General features: G+C 61.5%; 10 protein-coding genes and 2 rRNA genes. 1 reads left to right on the top strand and 11 read right to left on the bottom strand.

All coding sequences use genetic code 11. The features are described 5' to 3' along the window. From HX786_RS30505 to HX786_RS30515, 3 genes are all read right to left on the bottom strand, one after another. The coding region (locus HX786_RS30505) for an Ig-like domain-containing protein (protein WP_178913029.1) at positions 1 to 1,829 on the bottom strand (1,829 nt) is incomplete at its 3' end. A gap of 871 nt (positions 1,830 to 2,700) precedes the next feature. Further along, positions 2,701 to 3,588: a 3-hydroxyisobutyrate dehydrogenase gene (gene mmsB, locus HX786_RS30510; protein WP_178913030.1), complete on the bottom strand. Its 888-nt coding sequence runs from the start codon at positions 3,586 to 3,588 to the stop codon at positions 2,701 to 2,703. Between the two features lie 14 nt (positions 3,589 to 3,602). Beyond that, the gene (locus tag HX786_RS30515) at positions 3,603 to 5,120 is read right to left on the bottom strand and encodes a CoA-acylating methylmalonate-semialdehyde dehydrogenase (RefSeq protein WP_008430611.1); all 1,518 of its coding nucleotides are present in this window, start codon (positions 5,118 to 5,120) and stop codon (positions 3,603 to 3,605) included. 131 nt (positions 5,121 to 5,251) lie between these two features. Between HX786_RS30515 and HX786_RS30520 the strand changes: the two genes are divergently transcribed. Beyond that, positions 5,252 to 6,199, top strand: a complete 948-nt coding sequence (locus HX786_RS30520) for a LysR family transcriptional regulator (protein WP_177010071.1) — start codon at positions 5,252 to 5,254, stop codon at positions 6,197 to 6,199. Between the two features lie 136 nt (positions 6,200 to 6,335). Here HX786_RS30520 and HX786_RS30525 read toward each other — a convergent pair whose 3' ends face one another. From HX786_RS30525 to HX786_RS30560, 8 genes are all read right to left on the bottom strand, one after another. After that, on the bottom strand, positions 6,336 to 6,827 hold the full coding sequence (locus tag HX786_RS30525) for an OmpA family protein (RefSeq protein WP_003214188.1): 492 nt from the start codon (positions 6,825 to 6,827) through the stop codon (positions 6,336 to 6,338). A 4-nt stretch (positions 6,828 to 6,831) separates the two neighbouring features. Beyond that, a complete protein-coding gene (locus HX786_RS30530; protein ID WP_178913031.1) occupies positions 6,832 to 8,100 on the bottom strand; it encodes a diguanylate cyclase domain-containing protein in 1,269 nt (422 codons plus the stop codon). After that, positions 8,097 to 8,666: a YfiR family protein gene (locus tag HX786_RS30535; protein ID WP_178913032.1), complete on the bottom strand. Its 570-nt coding sequence runs from the start codon at positions 8,664 to 8,666 to the stop codon at positions 8,097 to 8,099. The genes HX786_RS30530 and HX786_RS30535 overlap by 4 nt, the downstream gene beginning before the upstream one ends. Before the next feature lie 161 nt (positions 8,667 to 8,827). After that, complete coding sequence (recD, locus tag HX786_RS30540; RefSeq protein WP_178903978.1) at positions 8,828 to 10,879, bottom strand: exodeoxyribonuclease V subunit alpha; 2,052 nt, start codon at positions 10,877 to 10,879, stop codon at positions 8,828 to 8,830. Further along, positions 10,876 to 14,553 carry an exodeoxyribonuclease V subunit beta gene (gene recB / locus HX786_RS30545; protein ID WP_178913033.1) on the bottom strand — a complete coding sequence of 1,226 codons (3,678 nt, stop codon included), beginning with the start codon at positions 14,551 to 14,553 and terminating at the stop codon, positions 10,876 to 10,878. Before recB ends, recD begins: the two co-directional genes overlap by 4 nt. Beyond that, complete coding sequence (gene recC / locus HX786_RS30550; protein WP_177068204.1) at positions 14,550 to 17,999, bottom strand: exodeoxyribonuclease V subunit gamma; 3,450 nt, start codon at positions 17,997 to 17,999, stop codon at positions 14,550 to 14,552. Before recC ends, recB begins: the two co-directional genes overlap by 4 nt. 159 nt (positions 18,000 to 18,158) lie before the next feature. Then, positions 18,159 to 18,274: ribosomal RNA gene (gene rrf / locus HX786_RS30555) — 5S ribosomal RNA — on the bottom strand. A gap of 153 nt (positions 18,275 to 18,427) precedes the next feature. Continuing rightward, positions 18,428 to 18,521: ribosomal RNA gene (locus HX786_RS30560) — 23S ribosomal RNA — on the bottom strand; the annotation flags it as partial.

The raw sequence follows: 18,521 nt of genomic DNA on the forward strand, positions 1-18,521 counted from the left end.
GCGTCAGCGTCAGCGTCAGCGTCCGCATCGGCATCGGCATCGGCATCGGCATCGGCATCCGCGTCAGCATCCGCATCAGCGTCCGTATCATCAATATCAACAGCGATCACAGAAGCCGGAACAGACTCGTTGCCTGCTGCATCGGTCAATGTGACAGCCAGTGTTTCGCCGTTAACCTGAAGCGGATCCAGGGTGACTTGAAAATTACCGTCGTCGCCGACCGTGCCAGTGCCGATCACGTTGCCATCGGCGTCTTTCACGGTAACGGTCGCGCGCGGTTCGCCCTTGCCGGTGACGGTGCTGCCATCTTCGCCAACCACCAGGTTTGTTGGGGCATCCGGGGCGATGGTGTCCCCCGCGATGACGATGCCTGGCAGGGATTCCTTGCCCGAGAAGTTGCGCAGGAACACGCGTAGCCGCTCGCCATTGATGTGCAGCGAGTTCAGTTGCACCAGGAATGTTCCGTCATCTGCCACTGTTCCGCTGCCGACCACTTCACCAGCATCGTTGAGGATGATGACTTTGTGGGCCGCGGCGCCTTCACCGCTGAGCGTGTCACCCACGTCACTGATTGCCAGGTTGCGCGGCGCAAGCGGTGTCTCAATATCGGCGACAACCAGCGCACCCGGAGCCGACTCATTGCCGGCAGCGTCTTTGAGCGTGATCGCCAGGCTTTCGCCTTCGGGCGCGGGTGTGTCGAGCGAAACCTGGAAATTGCCATCCGCGCCGACGGTGCCCGTACCGATCACGTTGCCGCTGGCATCCTTGATGCTCACGGCAGCGTTCGGTTCACCTTTACCGCTGACAGTTGCGCCATCGGCACTGATCACCAGGTTGGTCGGCGCATCCGGGGCGGTGCTGTCGCCAGCCACCACGGGGCTGGCGGACGATTCATTGCCGGCAGCATCCTTGAGGGTGACTTGCAGGGTTTCGCCATTGGTTTGCGCAGTTCCCAGGGTGACCTGGAAGTTGCCTTCAGCATCCACGGTGCCGGTGCCGAGGACCTCGCCATTGGCATCCTTGATGATCACGGTCGAATTAGGCTCGCCCTTACCGCTGACGGTTGTACCGTCTGCACTGACGGCCAAACCGTTCGGTGCGGCGGGGGCGGTTGTATCACCCGCTACCACAGACGCAGGTTGCGATTCCTGACCCGCTGCATCCTTGAGGACGACTTGCAGGGTTTCGCCATTGGTTTGCGGCTTGTCCAGGTTGACCTGGAAGTTGCCGTCGGTACCCACAGTGCCTGTGCCCAGTACGTTACCGGCGGCATCCTTGACCGTGACTGTGGTGCCAGGCTGACCTTTACCGCTGACCACCGTGCCCGCGCTGTTGACCGATAAACCGGTCGCAGCACCGGGTGCAGGAACTGGCGTTTGATGATGATGGCCACCACCACCGCCACCACCGCTCAATGCCGCGGCGGTACCGCCGACGGCGAGGATGCCCAAGCCCCACAGCACCCAGTCCGGCACCGCACTGTCAGCGGCAATGGCTGCCACACCCAGGTCGTCCAGGGTCGAGATTTCGGTGAAGTTGAAACCCGAATACGGCGTGGAATAGTTGCCGAGCAACAATGTTCCGTCGGCATTTTCCAGTACCAGTTGGTTAGCGGAGCCGTCGGCTCCCACCACAAAAAAGTTCTGAATGGTGATGGTTTCTCCAGACTTTAGAGTGACCACCAGGTTTTGGCCGGACTGTTGAAACGATTGAACGCTTTCTTGTCCGAACGGCAGTTTTACAATGCTGGTTCCCTTGAGGCTGGCGTTGCCAAAGGCATGCTCTGTCGCCGTCCCCGTTGCCTTGTCGACAATAGTTATGTTTTTCATCTCTCACCCGTTTTTTATATGGACACACGTATTTCAGCGCGAGCGAATGCCCACGACGGTAGTTACCGCCGAGCACGAAACTCTTTTTGCGTTTATATAGGACTGGTCAGGATTTACAGCGATCAACCGACGCCGGTTTCTTCACGACATTGCAGACCCACACGCGTGCGCTTGCAACACGCTGACACCGAATGAGGTGGCACATCCTTGGCGTCAGAATAAGCCTGCCCGGGCCTTGCGCTGGACTGCATCGCAGCCCAGAGGTCGAGCAACCGGGAGAGGTGGCGGGCCAGGATGCGGGCTTTTTCAAGTTCCAGGGCGGCCTCGTTCGATGAGGCCGATAGCCCTGGGAAACCCGATGTACGCATCCATTCGCTAGCCATCTCTGACACACCTGCACAACTTTGAAAGTACAACGCTTCGGCGGAAGTTATCGAGACGCAGCAACCATGACAACGCTCGCAAAACCGATACTAGCGAGGCAATAGTCAACATCAAAGAGAAATGTAAACACGCAATAAACATGGGTATTTAATGAGGGAAGCCACGACAAACCGAACACACATAACTGAGAAATAAATTATAACGGCATGATAATCGAGCGCCCCATGGACACTCACCAAATGAATAACCCATGATCAAAAACATGATATTTCAGCGTCACACCTGAAACTTGTAAAAGTTTATTTCACAACTATTATAACAATGCAAAAAAACCTTATCCCTAGGCATTAGTCGATAAGTAATACCGCCCTCCCACAAACGTCGCGAAGGGGTTTATTCAGGCCAAAAAAAAGCACCAGTAGTGAGCTGGTGCTGGAAGGTCTACGCAGTAAAAATCAGGGGCCCACAGTGAAGAAGGACAATTGCCCTACTTTGGTTTTCGATAGCTGTTGATGATCGCCGAGAAGTCCTTGCCCCCTTCCCCACGTTGGCTCATCGATTGATACAACTGCTGCGCCACTGCGCCGAGGATCACCGGCTGGTGTGCCTGGCGGGCCGCTTCAGTGGCCAGTCCCAGATCCTTGAGCATCAGTTCTGCACCAAACCCACCGGTATAACCCCGGGACGACGGCGCCGTCTCGATAATCCCGGGCCATGGGTTGTAGGTGTCCGAACTCCAGCAGCGCCCGGTGGAGCTGTTGATGATTCCCGCCAACACTTGGGTGTCGATGCCCAGCGCATCGCCCAGGGCCATGGCTTCGCTGACGCCGACCATGGTGATACCCAGCAGCAGGTTGTTGCAGATCTTGGCGATTTGCCCGGTGCCGACTTCGCCGCAATGGACGATGTTGCGGCCCATCTGCGCCAGCACCGGTTGCAGGGTGGCGAACAGTTCCGGGGTGGCGCCGACCATGAAGGTCAACGTCCCGGCCTGGGCACCGCCGGTGCCGCCGGACACTGGAGCATCCGCCATCACCACGCCTTGTTTCGCTGCCGCCGCCGCTACATCGCGGGCGGTCTGCGGGTCGATGGTGCTGCAATCCACCGCCGGCACGCCTTTGCCGATGCCGGCGAGCACGCCGCCTTCACCGAGCCACACACTGCGCACATGGGCCGCAGCCGGGAGCATGGTCACCACCAACTCGGCGCCTTCGGCTGCCGCGCGCGGTGAAGCGCTGATGGTGCCGCCCAGTTCCGCCAGTTCCTTGAGCACGGTCTGGTTCAGGTCGAACAGGTTCAGCGCATGGCCAGCCTTGATCAGGTTGCGCGCCATCGGCGCGCCCATGTTGCCCAGGCCGATAAATGCAATCTTCATGGTCGTCTCCTCGATCAGCGCAGGTTGATGGTGGTGTTGACGCCATCGTTGACGCTGTCGTCGTCGAACCAGCGGCTGGTGACGGTTTTGGTCTGGGTGTAGAACTGCACCACTTGCTTGCCGTACGGGCCCAGGTCGCCGAGTTTCGAACCACGGGAACCGGTGAAGCTGAAGAACGGAACCGGCACGGGAATCGGGATGTTGATGCCAACCTGGCCCACATCGATTTCGCTCTGGAATTTACGCGCCGCCGCGCCGCTCTGGGTGAACAGGCCGGTGCCGTTGCCGAACGGGTTGGCGTTGACCAGGGCGATGGCTTGGTCGAGGGTGTCGACTTCCAGCACCACCAGCACCGGGCCGAAGATTTCCTGGGTGTAGATCTGCATGTCGGTGGTCACGCCGGAGAACAGAGTTGGGCCGACGAAGTTACCGTCTTCGAAACCCGGCACCTTGATGCCGCGGCCATCCAGCTCCAGCTTGGCACCTTCTTTTACGCCGCTTTCGATCAGGTCGAGAATGCGTGCCTTGGCGCGCTTGGAGATTACCGGACCCACATCGGTACCGGCTTCGCTGCCGGCGTTCACCTTGAGCTTTTGCGCCAGGGCCTTGAGGTCCGGCAGCCATTGCTTGGCCGCGCCTACCAGCACCACCACGGAAGTTGCCATGCAACGCTGACCCGCAGCACCGAAACCGGCGCCGACCAGGGCGTTCAGGGTTTGTTCGCGATTGGCATCCGGCAGCACCACGGCGTGGTTCTTGGCACCCATCATCGATTGCACGCGCTTGCCGTGTTTACCGGCGAGGTCGTAGACGTGAGTCCCCACGGCGGTCGAACCGACGAAGGACACGGCCTTGATATCTTTGTGGGTGCACAGCGCATCCACCACGTCCTTGCCGCCGTGAACCACGTTCAGCACGCCGGCTGGCACCCCGGCTTCCAGCGCCAGTTCAACCAGCAGCAGGGTCGACAGCGGGTCCTGTTCCGATGGCTTGAGTACGAACGTGTTACCGCAGGCAATGGCCATCGGGAACATCCACAGCGGAATCATCGCCGGGAAGTTGAACGGGGTGATGCCGGCGCACACGCCGATCGGCTGGCGCAGGGTGTAGGTGTCCACACCGCCGGCGACGTTTTCAGCGAATTCGCCCATCTGCAGGGTGCCGATGGAGCACGCGTGCTCGACCACTTCCAGGCCACGGAAAATGTCGCCTTCAGCGTCGGCAATGGTCTTGCCCTGCTCGGCACTCAGGACCACGGCGATGCGCTTGGAGTGCTCGCGGATCAAGGCTTGCAGCTTGAGCATGATGCGCATGCGCGCGCCGATCGGCGTCAGCTTCCAGGTCTGGAAGGCGCGATGGGCGGCGTCGATGGCAGCGTTGACTTCTTCAGGGGTGGAAAACGGTACGCGGGCCAGCACTTGCTGGGTAGCGGGGTTGACGATGTCTTGCCATTCGGTGGTCCTGGATTCGACCCACTCGCCGTTGATCAGCAGCTTGACCTGTTTTACGGAAATATCGGCAGATGCGTTCATGTGGTCTCCAATTCTTGTAGGTATGCAGAGAACCAAGGCGTTGAATCGCCTTGAGGATGAGGCGTTCGGACTGTTTTTGGAGTATAGATGTGCAAACTTCTAATAAGAACGCACATAAAAGCCGGTCCAATATGCAAAAAAACATCACGTCACTGGGCTCCCTGAACTGGGATGACCTGAAGTTTTTCCTCGAAGTCGCCCGTACCCGCAAGGCCAGCGTCGCTGCCAAGCGCCTGGCCGTGGACTACACCACGGTGTCGCGGCGCATCAGCTCCCTTGAAGGATCGTTGGGCACTCTCCTGTTTGAAAAGTCCCGGACCAACGGCTTCGTATTGACCACCGAAGGCCAGCGCCTGCTGGGCTACGCCGAGTCCATCGAAAGCACGTTGCACATGGCCTGCGAACAGGTTTCCGGGTCCGGCGTGGCGCTGTCCGGCCACGTGCGCATGGGCTGCACCGAAGGGTTCGGCAGCTTCTTCGTTACCCCGCAACTGAGCCACTTCGTCGACACCTACCCGGCGATCTCGGTGGACATCCTGCCCCTGCCCCACTTCATCAGCCTGTCCAAGCGCGAGGCGGATATCGTCATCGCCCTGGAACGGCCGGAGCATGGGCCGTACGTGTGCTGCAAGCTGTGCGACTACAAGCTGCAGCTGTACGCGACGCAGGAATACCTGGACCAGCACCCGCCCATCCGCCGGGCGGCGGACCTGGCCGAGCATCCGTTTATCAGCTACGTGGATGATTTAGCGTTCAGTTCAGAGCTGCTGTACCTGGCCAATGTAGTGCCCGGCGCCAGCGCCAGTTTGCGCAGCACCAGCGTGATTGCGCAGTACGTGGCGGCGCAGCAAGGGCGCTCGCTGGCGATCCTGCCGTGCTTTTTGGCGGCACAGGACCCGCGGTTGCTGCCGGTGCTTTCGAAGGAGATAAACATTACGCGGCAGTTCTGGATGTACTGCCGCGAGGACTTGAGGAAGTTGAAACGGATCACCCTGCTGTGGGATTACATCCGTGAGGTGACGGAGCAGAATCAGCCGTTGTTGATGGGGGAAACGCGGGAGATGAGGTTTGCGGATTAAATAAAATGTGGGAGCCGGGCTTGCCCGCGATAGCAGTGTGTCAGTCACCCAATACATCAACTGATCCACCGCCTTCGCGAGCAAGCCCGCTCCCACATTTTTGAACGCATTCCATAGAGCGAACGAGGGCGTCGGCTTAGTCCGCAATCACCACAATCGATACCCGGCGATTCTCGGTGCGCCCCGCCGCTGTCGCGTTGGACGCCACCGGCTCGCTGCTGCCCAGCCCGCGCAGTTGTACGTTTTCTTCTTTCATCCCAACGCCTGCCAACACGTGCGCGACGCTTTTGGCTCGGCGCAGGGACAGTTGCTGGTTGTAGGTTTCCTTGCCCGAGGCGTCGGTGTGGCCGTCGACCCGCACGCGCTCAATGCCCACGCCCAGCAGCGCCTTGCCGATGCGCTGGACGATCTCGGTGCTGGGGGCATTCAGACTTTCGACGTCGCTGCCAAACAGCACCTTGCCCGAGAGGCCGAAGGCCCAGCCTTCGTCAGTCAGTTCAAAACCCTGCTGTTTGAGCACGGCGATTTGCGCCGGTGTCAGGCCTTTGGGCGGCGGGGTCTGGCAGCCGCTCAGGGCGAGCAGAGCCACGAGCAAGGTGATGAATAAAAAGCGTGCGGTCGAGAACAAGGGATCAACTCCTGTGTTGAACGTCGGCGGCGGGGGACTCCGATTCCGCCGTTTGCTGGCCACCCTGGGAAAGCCGTTTGGCCTGGTACATCGCCGCGTCGGCGGCGTTGAGCAGGTTACCGGGGGTGGCGCCATGATCAGGGTAGACGGCGATGCCGATACTGAGTGAGGTCAATACGTGGGCGTCGCCGGGCAGCGCAATGGGCGCGTCCATGCTGGCGATGATTTTTTCGGCAATGCGCTGGGCGTCCTCAAGTCGGTGCAGAGGCGACAGCAGGACGGCGAATTCATCGCCGCCCAGGCGTGCCACCAGGTCGTCTTCTCGCAGTTGCGCACGAATGCGCTTAGCCACTGCCACCAATACCGCATCGCCGGCGGCGTGGCCGAAGTTGTCGTTGATGTCTTTAAAGCGGTCGCTGTCGAGGAACAAGACCGCCACTTTCTCGTTGAGCTTGGCGGCGCTGCGCAGGGCGCGGATCAGCCGCCCTTCGAAGAACGCACGGTTGGGCAGCCCGGTCAGGCTGTCGTGGCTGGCCTGGTGGGCGAGGGTTTCGTTTTCGCTTTGCAGGTGGGTCTGCCAGGCCTCCAGTTCGTCGAGCAGGGCATTGAAGTCATTGCCCAGGCTGTCGAGTTCGGCGATTTTCGCCGGCGGTACGCGTCGGTCAAAGGCCCGCTCGCTTCGGGCGGCGTGGGCCACCGAGGCCAGGCTGTGCAACGGCCCGGTGATGCCGCGTAACAAACGCCGCGCCAGGTACAGTGCAACCCAGGCGCTGAGGGCGGTGCACACCAGAATCCCGGCAAGGCCGCTGAGCAGGAAGCGCAACAGGCTGCCGCCGTGGCCGGTCAGGTGCACGCTGCCGATGACCTGGCCCTGGTGCAGGATCGGCTGGGTGATGGGCTGTTCGAGCAGGGCATGCGCCAACTGCAGCTCAATCATCGACAGCATCCCGGTTTCAGGGCGCTCCCAGTGGGCCAGTTGCTTGCCGTCGACGTTGAAGACTTCCGCCTCGGCCACTTCTTCCTCCGAGGCGATCACGCCCAACGCCTCGGTGGCCGCTGCGCTGTCGTTGAACACCACGGCCGCTTCCACGGTGTAGTTGATGGAGCGGGCGATCAGGTGCAGATTGTGGTCGGCATACACCCGCAGCGCGAGCACGCCGAGCAGGGTCAGGGAAATACTGGCCATGCTGACGGCCATCAGCGCCAGGCTCAGGTGCCCGCGCCCGATCACTGAACGCAAGGTTGGACGCACTGGCGCCTTATCGACACTCATGACCCCGGCGCTCGACGTCGGGACAGTTGCAGCACACTCGGATGAATGCGCACACCGCTACGGGCAACGGAATCCAGGTTGACCTCGAACGACACCTGTTCGTCGGCTACCCGCAGGCAGAACAGGCTGCCCACGGTGCATTGGTCGCCGCCTTCGCTGATGCTGAGCACCGGATGGCCGATCAATGCCGCGAACAGGCGGCTGCGCTCGTCGCTGGTCAATTGGCCGATGTACACGGCATCGCAGGCATTGGCGATGTCTGGATGGTCGGCCAGCAAACGCTGCACCACTACCGGACGGCCGGTAGCCTGGGTGGTGCCTTTGACCAGGTCATCGGTGTATTGGGTTGGCCCGACGATGCACAAACGCAATTGCGCGGGCTCTACCGGCCAGCGGGCGTAACTGAGAATACCCAGGACCACTTGGGTGACGGCCTTGGCCCGCTGATCGGCCATGCCGGCAGGCGGCTGGGCAATAACGAGGGGCGTGAACACGCACAGAAGCGCCAACAGCAGCATTCGTCTCCAGCTCAAACTTCGCTCTGTGGGCGAGACAGCCACGTTCATGCAGCGATTCTCTTTGATCTTCTCGGGATGATGCCGCAACGATAGCACAACGGCGGAAAACCCCCGAGGCGACACCCAGGAGGATTCCGACATTTTATTAAGAAAAATCACACATTTGGATCAGAAAATTTAGATGACTCATTGGTCAGCTTCTTTGACGATCAAGTGCCCAGTTCCAGCATCAGCCCACTCAAGCGTTTCACCTTGCGGCTCACCGCCTCTTCGAATACGCCACCCCGCGGTTCGATCAGGCTGAACCAGTCCTTGGCGCGGGTGATGCCGGTGTAGATCAGCTCTTTGGTGAGCACCGGGTTCAAGGCGTCCGGCAGAATCAGTGCGGTGTGGGTGAATTCAGAGCCCTGAGATTTGTGCACCGTCATCGCATAGACGGTTTCGACGTCGTTGAGCCGGCTGGGCAACACAAACCGTACGCCGCCCTGGCCATCGTTGCGCGGGAACGCGACGCGCAGAACCTGCGGCCCGCCGTCGCTTTCGGGCAGCTTGAGGGCGATACCGATATCGCCGTTCATCAGGCCCAGGCCGTAATCGTTGCGAGTCATCAACACCGGGCGCCCTTCGTACCATTGCTGGTCGCTGTCGATCAGCCGTGCCTTGAGCAGCGCGGCGGTAATGCGCAGGTTCAGGCCCTCCACGCCCCATGGGCCCTTGCGTACGGCGCAGAGCAGCTGGAAAGCGTCGAAGGCTTTCAGCAGCTTTTGCGCCCAGAGCGTCCAGGCCTCGTCATCCCGTGGCGTCTCCAGGGACGGACGCGCGGTCTGCAGCAGTTTCAGGTAATGGCGATAACCGTGGGCACCGTCGCCATGGCCGTCCAGCACCAGGCGCTCCAGGGCATGGTCCTGCTCGCCCTTGAGGCTGACGCAAAACAGGTCGGCATGGCTGCGGGCAGCCAGCAGTTTGCGGGCCTGCTCAGGGTTTTGCTGGTTGACCCAGCGGGCCAGCTGGCCAATGCCGCTGCCTTCGCCGAAACGCCGCGAGTAACGCAGCATCACCACTTGTTGCGCCAAGGGGTGGCTACCGTCGAGGTCTTCCTGCAGGCCGCTGGCGCCGAGGTCTTCGCCGCTGACCTGTTGCAGCCACTGGCGGGTTTGCGGGCTGTAGAAACCGGCTTCGGCGTCGCGGCACAAATCCCCCAGCACCGCCCCGGCTTCAACCGAGGCCAACTGGTCCTTGTCACCCAGCAGTACCAGGCGAGCATGGGGTGGCAAGGCGTCCAGCAGGTTGGCCATCATTTCCAGGTCGATCATCGAGGCTTCGTCCACTACCAGCACATCCAGGGGCAACGGATTGCCGATGTGATGCCGGAAGTGTCGGGTGCCGGGACGGCTGCCGAGCAAACGGTGAACGGTGGTGACCTGGGTCGGAATTTTTTCCTTCACCGCATCAGGCACTTTCAGAGACAGCACTTGCTGGCTGATGGACTCGGTCAAGCGCGCGGCCGCCTTGCCGGTGGGCGCCGCCAGACGGATGCGCAACGCGCTGCCCGCTTCCACGGCGGGGGCCTGCAACAGCGCAAGCAAACGCACCACCGTGGTGGTCTTGCCGGTACCCGGCCCGCCGGTGACGATGCTGAATGCACCGCGGGTGGCCAAGGCGCAGGCGAGTTTTTGCCAGTCGACAACACCGTCTGGCGGGGCCTGGTCGAACAGGCGATTCAGGCGTTCGGGCAGATCGGCGGCAACGCTTTCCCGGGTGGCGAGTCGCAGGCGCAAAGCGCTGTCGATACGCCGTTCGTAGGTCCAGTAGCGGCGCAAGTACAGGCGTTTGCCCGACAGCACCAGTGGCCGGCTTTGCGCCTCCTCGCTGCCGTCGACGGCCAGTGCCACCAGACGGCTGGCGGCCAGGGCATGGCACCAATGGGCGCCGTCCAGGCCGTCGAGCAACTGTGATGGCAGCAGCATGACGCCGGTTTGCACATCGCCTTCGGGTGGCAGCGACAGAGCGAAATCCGGGGCCTTGAGGGTTTCGAACAGGTCCAGGCACACATGGCCATGGCCCAGTTGGTGGCTGGTCAGGGCCGCGGCCAGCAGGACTAAAGGATCAGCCTGCGGATCGAGTTCGTGGAGGAAGCCGACAAAGGCCTTGTCCAGCGCGCGCAACCAGCCGCGCTGCACCCAGAGATCGAGCAGTTGCACCAGGTCGGCGGCGCGGCTGAGGGGCGTCAGCTCCTCAAGCGGTAACGGCGACAGGCTCATAGCAGCTCTCCTTGTTCCCAGGCGGGCTCGGCCTTGGGTGGTAGCGGTTTGCCCTGGAACAGCAGGTCCAGGCTTTCGATCAATTCCCGGGGCGGTCGGGTGAAATACGCGCCCTGGCTCGCGGAATGGGTGCCCCGCAGGAACAGGTACAACGCGCCGCCGACGTGACGGTCGTAGTCGTACTCCGGCAGCCGCGCCTTCAGCTGACGATGCAGGGCCAGCAGGTAAAGTACATATTGCAGGTCGTAACGATGGTCGAGGATCGACAGTTCCATGGCCTGCTGTGTGTAGGCCGAATCATCGGGACCAAGCCAATTGGATTTGTAGTCGGCCACGTAGTAGCGGCCTTCGTGTTCAAAGGTCAGGTCGATAAAACCCTTGAACATGCCGTTGAGCAGCACCGGTTCGGCGGCCACGCGGGATACGCCATTGTGAGTGTGCTGGCACACCAGTTTGTCGAGTGCGAGGACGTCGACCTTGTGGCTGGCAAACCAGAACTCCATTTCGATCTGGTACTGCCGCAACTCGCTAAGGGCCACCTGCCCGTTGCCCAGCGGCAACCGGGCTTGCAACAGATGCCCGAGCCAACCGCCGAGTGTGCCGATCCAGCCTTCCCAGCCGCGTCGGTTGCAGCGGCGGGCGACCGCATCTTCGATGGCCTCCGGGGTAACATTGAAGCCTTCGCCGCCCGCCCATTCCAGCAGGCCATGGAGAAAGGTGCCGGGATTCGGCCCGCGTGGGAAACGGTGAATATCGCCACCGGAAGCCGGCACTTCGCGTGGGGCATCCGGGTCGAGGCGTTCGTCATCGAACAGCTTCTGCGCTTGTGGGCTTTCCGGCGCTTCGAGGCTCGCCGCACTCATGCTCTCGCCGATACGCAGCGCACTGTAGGAAGCGATCCACCAGTTTTCTGCCGCCTTGCGCTTGGGCAGCAGCGGCGCGAGCAAGGTGGCTTCGTTACGCGGCGGGTGGAATACGACCGCATCGGCCTCGGGCATTTCTGCGTAATGCAGTGCCGGGCAACCTTCCTGCAGGTCAAGCAACCAGCGGGCCAGGCCGCCGGACTCGCCAAGTGCGGCGCCGCCGCCGAGCAAGTAGCCCAGGGCCGACAGGTGCAGCACCGAGCTGTTGTTATTGCCACGCTTGAGGTCGGCGATGCCCAGCCAGCAGGCGTGTTTGGCGCGGGTCAGCGCCACGTAAAACAGACGCAAGTCTTCGGCCAGGCGCTCATCGTCGGCTTGGGCGATCAACTCGGCGGTGGGCCTGAGGCTGACCTGGGATTTGCCGTTTGCGTCGTGGTAATGCAACGGCAGGCGGCTGCCATCCACCGGTTTTGCCGAGCAAATGAACGGCAGGAAAACCAGGTCGTATTCCAGCCCCTTGGATTTGTGGATCGTTACCACTTTGACCAGTTGTTCATCACTTTCCAGGCGCAGGATCTGCTCTTCACCGGCCTGGCCGGAAAGCGCGAGATGTTCGGCCAGATGGCGAATCAGCGCTTGTTCACCGTCCAGCTCTGCGGCCGCCTGTTGCAGCAATTCCGAGAGGTGCAACAGGTTGGTCAATACCCGCTCGCCATCGCTGCGGGTGATCAGGGTTTGCGGCAATTTGAAGTCGTGCAACAGGCGCCGCAGCATCGGCAGCACGCCTTGGGTGCGCCAGATCGTACGGTAATCGCGGAACTGCATTACGCGTTGTTCCCACGCCAGTTCGTCCTGGTTCAAACGCTCCAGTTCGGGCAGCGACAGGTTCAAGGTGACGCAAGCCAGGGCGGCGCGCAGTGGGCGCTCGACGTCCGGCTCGGCACAGGCCTTGAGCCAGGCCAGCAGGTCGTGGGCTTCCTGGGCGGCGAACACGGAATCCTTATCGGAGAGGTAAACGCTGCGCACGCCACGGGCAGCCAGTTCACCGCGCACGGCCTGGGCTTCCTTGCCGTCGCGCACGAGGATGGCGATGTCTGACGGCAGCACGCCTTTGAAGCTAGCGTCTTTGCCGAGGAATCCGGCAGTTCCCTGCTGGCCGCCATTGAGTAACGCGACGATTTGACTGGCACAGGACGCGGCCAACTGTTGGCGGTAGAGCACGCCGGAGATCGGCTGGTCGGTGGGTAGATGCCAGAGATTCAGCGCAGGCAACGTCTGACCGTTGACCTGCAGTTGTTCCTTACGGCCTTGGGACAATACCGACTGGAACGGCACCGGATTCGTACCGTCTGGTTCACGGAACAGGAACGCTCCACGGCCTTTTTCTGCGCGCTGGAATACGTGGTTTACCGCCTCGACCATGGCGTGGCTCGAACGGAAGTTGGTGCCCAGGGTGTGATGGCGGCCGGTGGTGGACTGGCGCGCGCGCAGGTAGGTGTAGATGTCGGCGCCACGGAAGGCGTAGATCGCCTGCTTTGGGTCGCCGATCAGGAACAGGCCGCTGTCGAGGTGGTTTTCTTCGATGCGGTAGATACTGTCGAAGATGCTGTATTGCACCGGGTCGGTGTCCTGGAATTCGTCGATCAGGGCGACCGGGAATTGCTCGCGGATCACGCTGGCCAAACGCTCGCCGCCGTCGGCTTGCAGGGCGGCGTTGAGGCGGATCAGCATGTCGTCGAAGCCCATTTCGGCGCGACGGCGCTTTTCTTCTTCGAAGCGTTTTCCCACCCAGCCGGCGGCGTGTTGCAGCACAGCAGCATCGGGCGTTGGCAGGGCGTCGAGGCTGGCCTTGAGACTGGCCATGGCGTCGATACCCGGATGGCGTGGTGGTTCGCCTTTCCAGGCTTCGGCCATGCCGTCGGGGGTCAGGCGGGTGAAACCGGTGCCGATGTCCAGTTGTTCGAGAGACTCGTCAGCTGCCCAGGCGCTGATTTTTTCGAACCAGGGTTCGAAGTAACGGGCTTGCATCTTGCGACCATCGACGGCTTTGGCGGCGACGGCCTGCAGGCAAATGTTGCGCAATTCTTCTGCCCATTGTTGCCAGGGTGCCTTGAGCGCGACGAGGGCTTGGCGGCGCTCTTGCAGGCATTCGTTGATCAGCTCGGCGGGGTCACGCGTTTCATCCGTGGGCCGCTCGCTGCCGAACAGCGCGCGTACCCGTGGCATCAGGGCCGCCGGGCCGCCCCAATTGTTGCGCACCCAGTTCAGCGCATCGTCGTGCATCGGGTAGCAGAACAGCCGCCAGTAGTCGCGCAGCACTTCGCCGAGCAGGTCGCTGTGGTCGGTCTCCAGGGTCTGGGTGAACAGGCTGCCGCTGTCGAAGGCGTGCTCGCGCAGCATACGCTGGCACCAGCTGTGAATGGTCGAGACGGCGGCTTCATCCATCCACTGGGCGGCGATGTCCAGGCGATTGGCACAGCCGGGCCATTGTTCGGGGCTGTATTGGTCGCGCAGTTCGGCGATCAACGCGTCGGGTTCTTCGATTTCTTCGCGGAAAAAACGCGCGGCTTCTGCCAGGCGGATTCGGATGCGTTCACGCAGCTCTTTGGTGGCGGCATCGGTGAAGGTCACGACGAGAATTTGCGGCGGCAGCAACTCGCGGCCGAAACCCGATTCGTCCCCTCCGTGGCCGAGTACCAGCCGCAGGTAGAGCGCTGAGATAGTGAATGTCTTGCCTGTGCCGGCACTGGCTTCGATCAGTTGGCTGCCCTTGAGCGGGAAGGCCAGGGCCAGGGGTTTTGTACCGCTCATGCGCTGGCCTCCGCGCTGGTGAGTGATCGCCAGGGAGCGTTGATCAACGGTCGATAGAGGGTTTCGCACCAGCCTTCGAACTCTTCGCTAGCCATCAAGGCGGCGTAGTCGGGGAACTGTCGGATGAGCGCAGGGCTTTCACGGCGCTCGCCGTCGCTGGTTTGGCCGTCGCCTTCGTAGGCTTTGCTGGCGGCGGCTTGCGCTTTGGCCGGGTCGGTTTGACCGAGCCAGGCGAATGCGGTTTTAACGGCGACCGGCAGTGGTTCGCTCATGCCGGTTTTCCAGGCGAGCAGCAGGTTGCCGAGGAGCTCCCGGGCTGTGGCTTGCTCAAGTGGGGCCAATAGCAGTGTGTCGTCGCTGGCGACCAGGCCGGTACTTAACGGAAGGCCGCAGGCACAGGCCACCAGGTGGTTGACCCATGGGCGAATCAGGCGATGCCACTTACGGGTCTTGATCGAGCCGATGCTGTTGGGGATGGCGGTGACGCTTAGAAAGCCGCCATCGCTGCGTTGATGCAGGCCACTGATCCAACCTTCCAGCTGGATGCCTTGATGCTCAAAACTGATCGGTTCGGCGCTGGTGTGCGCAGTGGGCCAGAGTGCCAGGAGTTGCTGGTAACGCTGCAACAGGTCGGGCAGAGGCTCGATCAGTTCTTTGCGCAGGCATTCGCCGAAACCAACCATCGGCAACAAGCCACTGCCTTGCAGACGCAGGGCCTGGGCGTTGAGGGCTTCGTCGAGGTTGTCGGGGCGGGTGAGTGCCGCCGTGAGCAAACTGTCGCTCAGGCTATAGCGCTGCAGTGCATCGAGGACGAAGGGTTCTTCATCTTCCAGCGGGACTTCGGCGGCTTCGAAAAACACTTTCAGGCGCTGGCTGAAGAAGTGTTTGACCGGGTTGCGCAGGAAGTCTTGCAGTTGGCCGAGGCTCAGCGGTTCTTCCTGGGTGTAGGGTGCGAGGCTGCCGGTATCGGGCACGCTGTCCGGGGTTGCGTGGAGCAACTGCCATTCGCGGGCGTAGCTGAACAGCTTGTCACCTTCATGGAAGTAGCGGGCGCTGAAGGGCTGGAGCGGGTGTTCCTGGGTGGTGGCTTCCAGGAGTGGTTCGCCACTGGTGGTGTGCCAGCCGCTGGCAATGTGGTCGCGCAACTGCCCGATCAGGACCGATGCCGGGCGATCACTGTTGTCGCGGATACTGCGGCCGACCCAACTGATGTAGAGCTGGTCGCGGGCGGAGAGCAGGGCTTCGAGCAACAGGTAGCGGTCGTCTTCGCGACGTGACCGATCGCCTGGGCGGTAGTCGCTGCCCATCAGGTCAAAGTCCAGCGGCGGTTGTGCGCGTGGGTAGTCGCCATCGTTCATGCCAAGTAGGCAAACCAGCTTGAATGGGATCGCGCGCATGGGCATCAAGGTACAAAAATTGACAGCTCCCGCGAGGAAGCGCTGGGACAGCCGGCCTTGGTCGAGGCCTGCCAGCCAGGCCTCGCGGACTACGGTCAGGGGTAATTCGTCATGCAGTCCGACGGACTCGCAGGTCTCCAGCCAGGTTTCTCTCAGTTGCTCGAGTTGACCCAACAGGTAGTCGTCGTGCTCGTTGCTCGGGAGGAAGAACAACTGCATCAGGTTTTGCAGGCGCTCGCCCCACTCTGTCGGCGCGGCAGGTTGCGAAAGTGCCTGGTGGGCGTCGTGCAGCGCATCGAGCAGTGCGACCAGCGGTCCTATCAAGGCAGCATCGAGGCCGCCGATTTCATCGTACGGCTCGATGCCATCGCAGGCAGAGCCCGTACCGACGGCGTAGCCCAGGAGCATGCGACGTAGGCCGAACCGCCAGCTGTTTTGCTCCAGCTCCTGGGGCAAGCCGAGGCCGGCGCGTTGTTCGGCGTTGAGGCCCCAACGGATACCGGCGCCTTCGATCCAGCGGTGCAGGGTCGGCAGGTCGCGTTCCTTGATGGCGAAGCGTTCCCGCAGGGCCGGGACGTCGAGCAGGTCGAGGATTTCGCTGACCGGAAAGCGGCTGTCCGGGAGCTTGAGCAGGTGCTCGACGGCGATCAGTAACGGATCGCGGCCGCGCTGGCCCTGGTCCGTAAGCGTGAACGGAATGAAGCGTAGGTCGCTTCTTTCAAGCTGGCCGAATACGGCGCGAATATGCGGCGCGTAGCTGTCGACGTCGGGGACCATGACGATGATGTCCCGTGGGCGCAGCGTGGGGTCGGCGCTGAAGCGCTGCAGTAACTGGTCGTGAAGAACTTCAACTTCGCGTTGGGCACTGTGGGCGATGTGGAAGCGAATGGAAGTGTCGCGCGCCAGGTCGACGCTTGGCCAGAGTTCACGGGTTTCGTTGAGGGGGCGCAGTTCGAGGATGTCGTCCTGGAGTTGGTTGAGCAAGGTGGTGGGCTCGCTCTCGCTGAACAGGTCGATACGACCGTCACGGAATGCCGAGCGGTAACTGTTGGGGTCGTCGTAGCTGTCCAACAGGTTGATGTAGTCGCGACCTTGCTTACCCCAGGCAGCGAGCAGCGGGTGGGCGTGCTGATGCAGGGTTTGCGGGTCGATGGTGACCGGCATTCCGGCCTTGCGTGCCTGGCGCTTGTATTCGTTTCGGAGCAGGTCTTTGTCGGCGACGATGTCGGACCAGTGATGGCGACAAGGGTTGTGCACACACAGCAGCACCTGGCTGAAACGGGCGAGGCCGGCAAGGGCTTCCAGCGCTTGGGCTGGCAAGGAGGAAATGCCGAAGACGATCACGCGGGAGGGCAGGCCTATCGGTGCCTGCTCCAGGCTATTGATGCGCTCGATAAAGCGTTGGTGAACTCCGGCGCGGCTTTGAGCCATGCCCTCCTCTCCTACGTCCAACAGCAGGGCGCGCCATAGTTCGGCTTGCCAGCAGTTGGCCGGGCTCAAGGGTTTGGATTCGCCACGGCCATTGCGCAGTTGATGGCGACCGGCAGCCCAATCTTCCAGCCAGTCGGCACGGTAGACCTGGTATTGGTCGAACAGGTCGGCGAGGCGTTCCGCGAGTTGGTAGCGTTTGCGCAGATCCGTATCGTGGGTCAGGAAGCGTTGCAGGGGTTCGAAATGGGGCTGATCGATCAGCTCCGGCAACAGGCGCATGAGACGCCAGGTCAGTGGGGCTTTATCCAGCAGGGACTTGGGCGGGATTTCGTCTTTGCCCAGGACCATGCGATAGAGCTGCCACATGAAGCTGCCGGGAAGCTGCACATCAATAGCGGCAGCGATGCCGCAACCGCCCATGTCGTCGTCTTCAGGGTCTTCAGCCAGCGCCAGTTTCAGCCACTGGGCAATACCGTTGCTTTGTACCAGGGCGATTTCGTTTTCCAGGGGAGCCAGCGGGTAACGGCGCATCCAGCTGACAACCAGGCTGCGCAGCTCATCCAGGCGGTTGCCGTGAACCACCATGAATCCAGCACTGAGGGACGTCGCATCCGGCATAACGGCTTCCTTGGGAAAAGCAAAATCGAGGGATGGACTTTAGCATTGAAGACAATCGTAGGCTGCAAGTGAGGAACACTTGGAGACGCTCGCCATACTTTCCGACCGCGCAAAACAAAACCCCTGACTGCATAAGCAATCAGGGGTTCTGGAATTTAATCTTGACGATGACCTACTCTCACATGGGGAAACCCCACACTACCATCGGCGATGCATCGTTTCACTGCTGAGTTCGGGATGGGATCAGGTGGTTCCAATGCTCTATGGTCGTCAAGAAATTCGGGTACTGAGTCGTGGCCAGCTGGCCTCGCTTCAGCAAATTGGGTATGTGATAGCTTTCGGTGTTTTGCAAGATCTCGAACTTTCGGTTCGTTTCGTCTTCACACACCGCAATCTGGTCTCTTCGACGCAAATTGCTTGGGTGTTATATGGTCAAGCCTCACGGGCAATTAGTATTGGTTAGCTCAACGCCTCACAGCGCTTACACACCCAACCTCTTAACGTCGTAGTCTTCGACGGCCC

Source organism: Pseudomonas sp. 21615526 (genome assembly GCF_013386245.1).
Lineage (GTDB): Bacteria > Pseudomonadota > Gammaproteobacteria > Pseudomonadales > Pseudomonadaceae > Aquipseudomonas.

Excerpts from the sequence above, each read along its gene's own strand:
- recB (WP_178913033.1), bottom strand. The coding sequence starts at position 14,553 with ATGAGCGGTACAAAACCCCTGGCCCTGGCCTTCCCGCTCAAGGGCAGC.
- HX786_RS30515 (WP_008430611.1), bottom strand. The coding sequence starts at position 5,120 with ATGAACGCATCTGCCGATATTTCCGTAAAACAGGTCAAGCTGCTGATC.
- recC (WP_177068204.1), bottom strand. The coding sequence starts at position 17,999 with ATGCCGGATGCGACGTCCCTCAGTGCTGGATTCATGGTGGTTCACGGC.
- mmsB (WP_178913030.1), bottom strand. The coding sequence starts at position 3,588 with ATGAAGATTGCATTTATCGGCCTGGGCAACATGGGCGCGCCGATGGCG.
- recD (WP_178903978.1), bottom strand. The coding sequence starts at position 10,879 with ATGAGCCTGTCGCCGTTACCGCTTGAGGAGCTGACGCCCCTCAGCCGC.
- HX786_RS30530 (WP_178913031.1), bottom strand. The coding sequence starts at position 8,100 with ATGAGTGTCGATAAGGCGCCAGTGCGTCCAACCTTGCGTTCAGTGATC.
- HX786_RS30535 (WP_178913032.1), bottom strand. The coding sequence starts at position 8,666 with ATGAACGTGGCTGTCTCGCCCACAGAGCGAAGTTTGAGCTGGAGACGA.
- HX786_RS30520 (WP_177010071.1), top strand. The coding sequence starts at position 5,252 with ATGCAAAAAAACATCACGTCACTGGGCTCCCTGAACTGGGATGACCTG.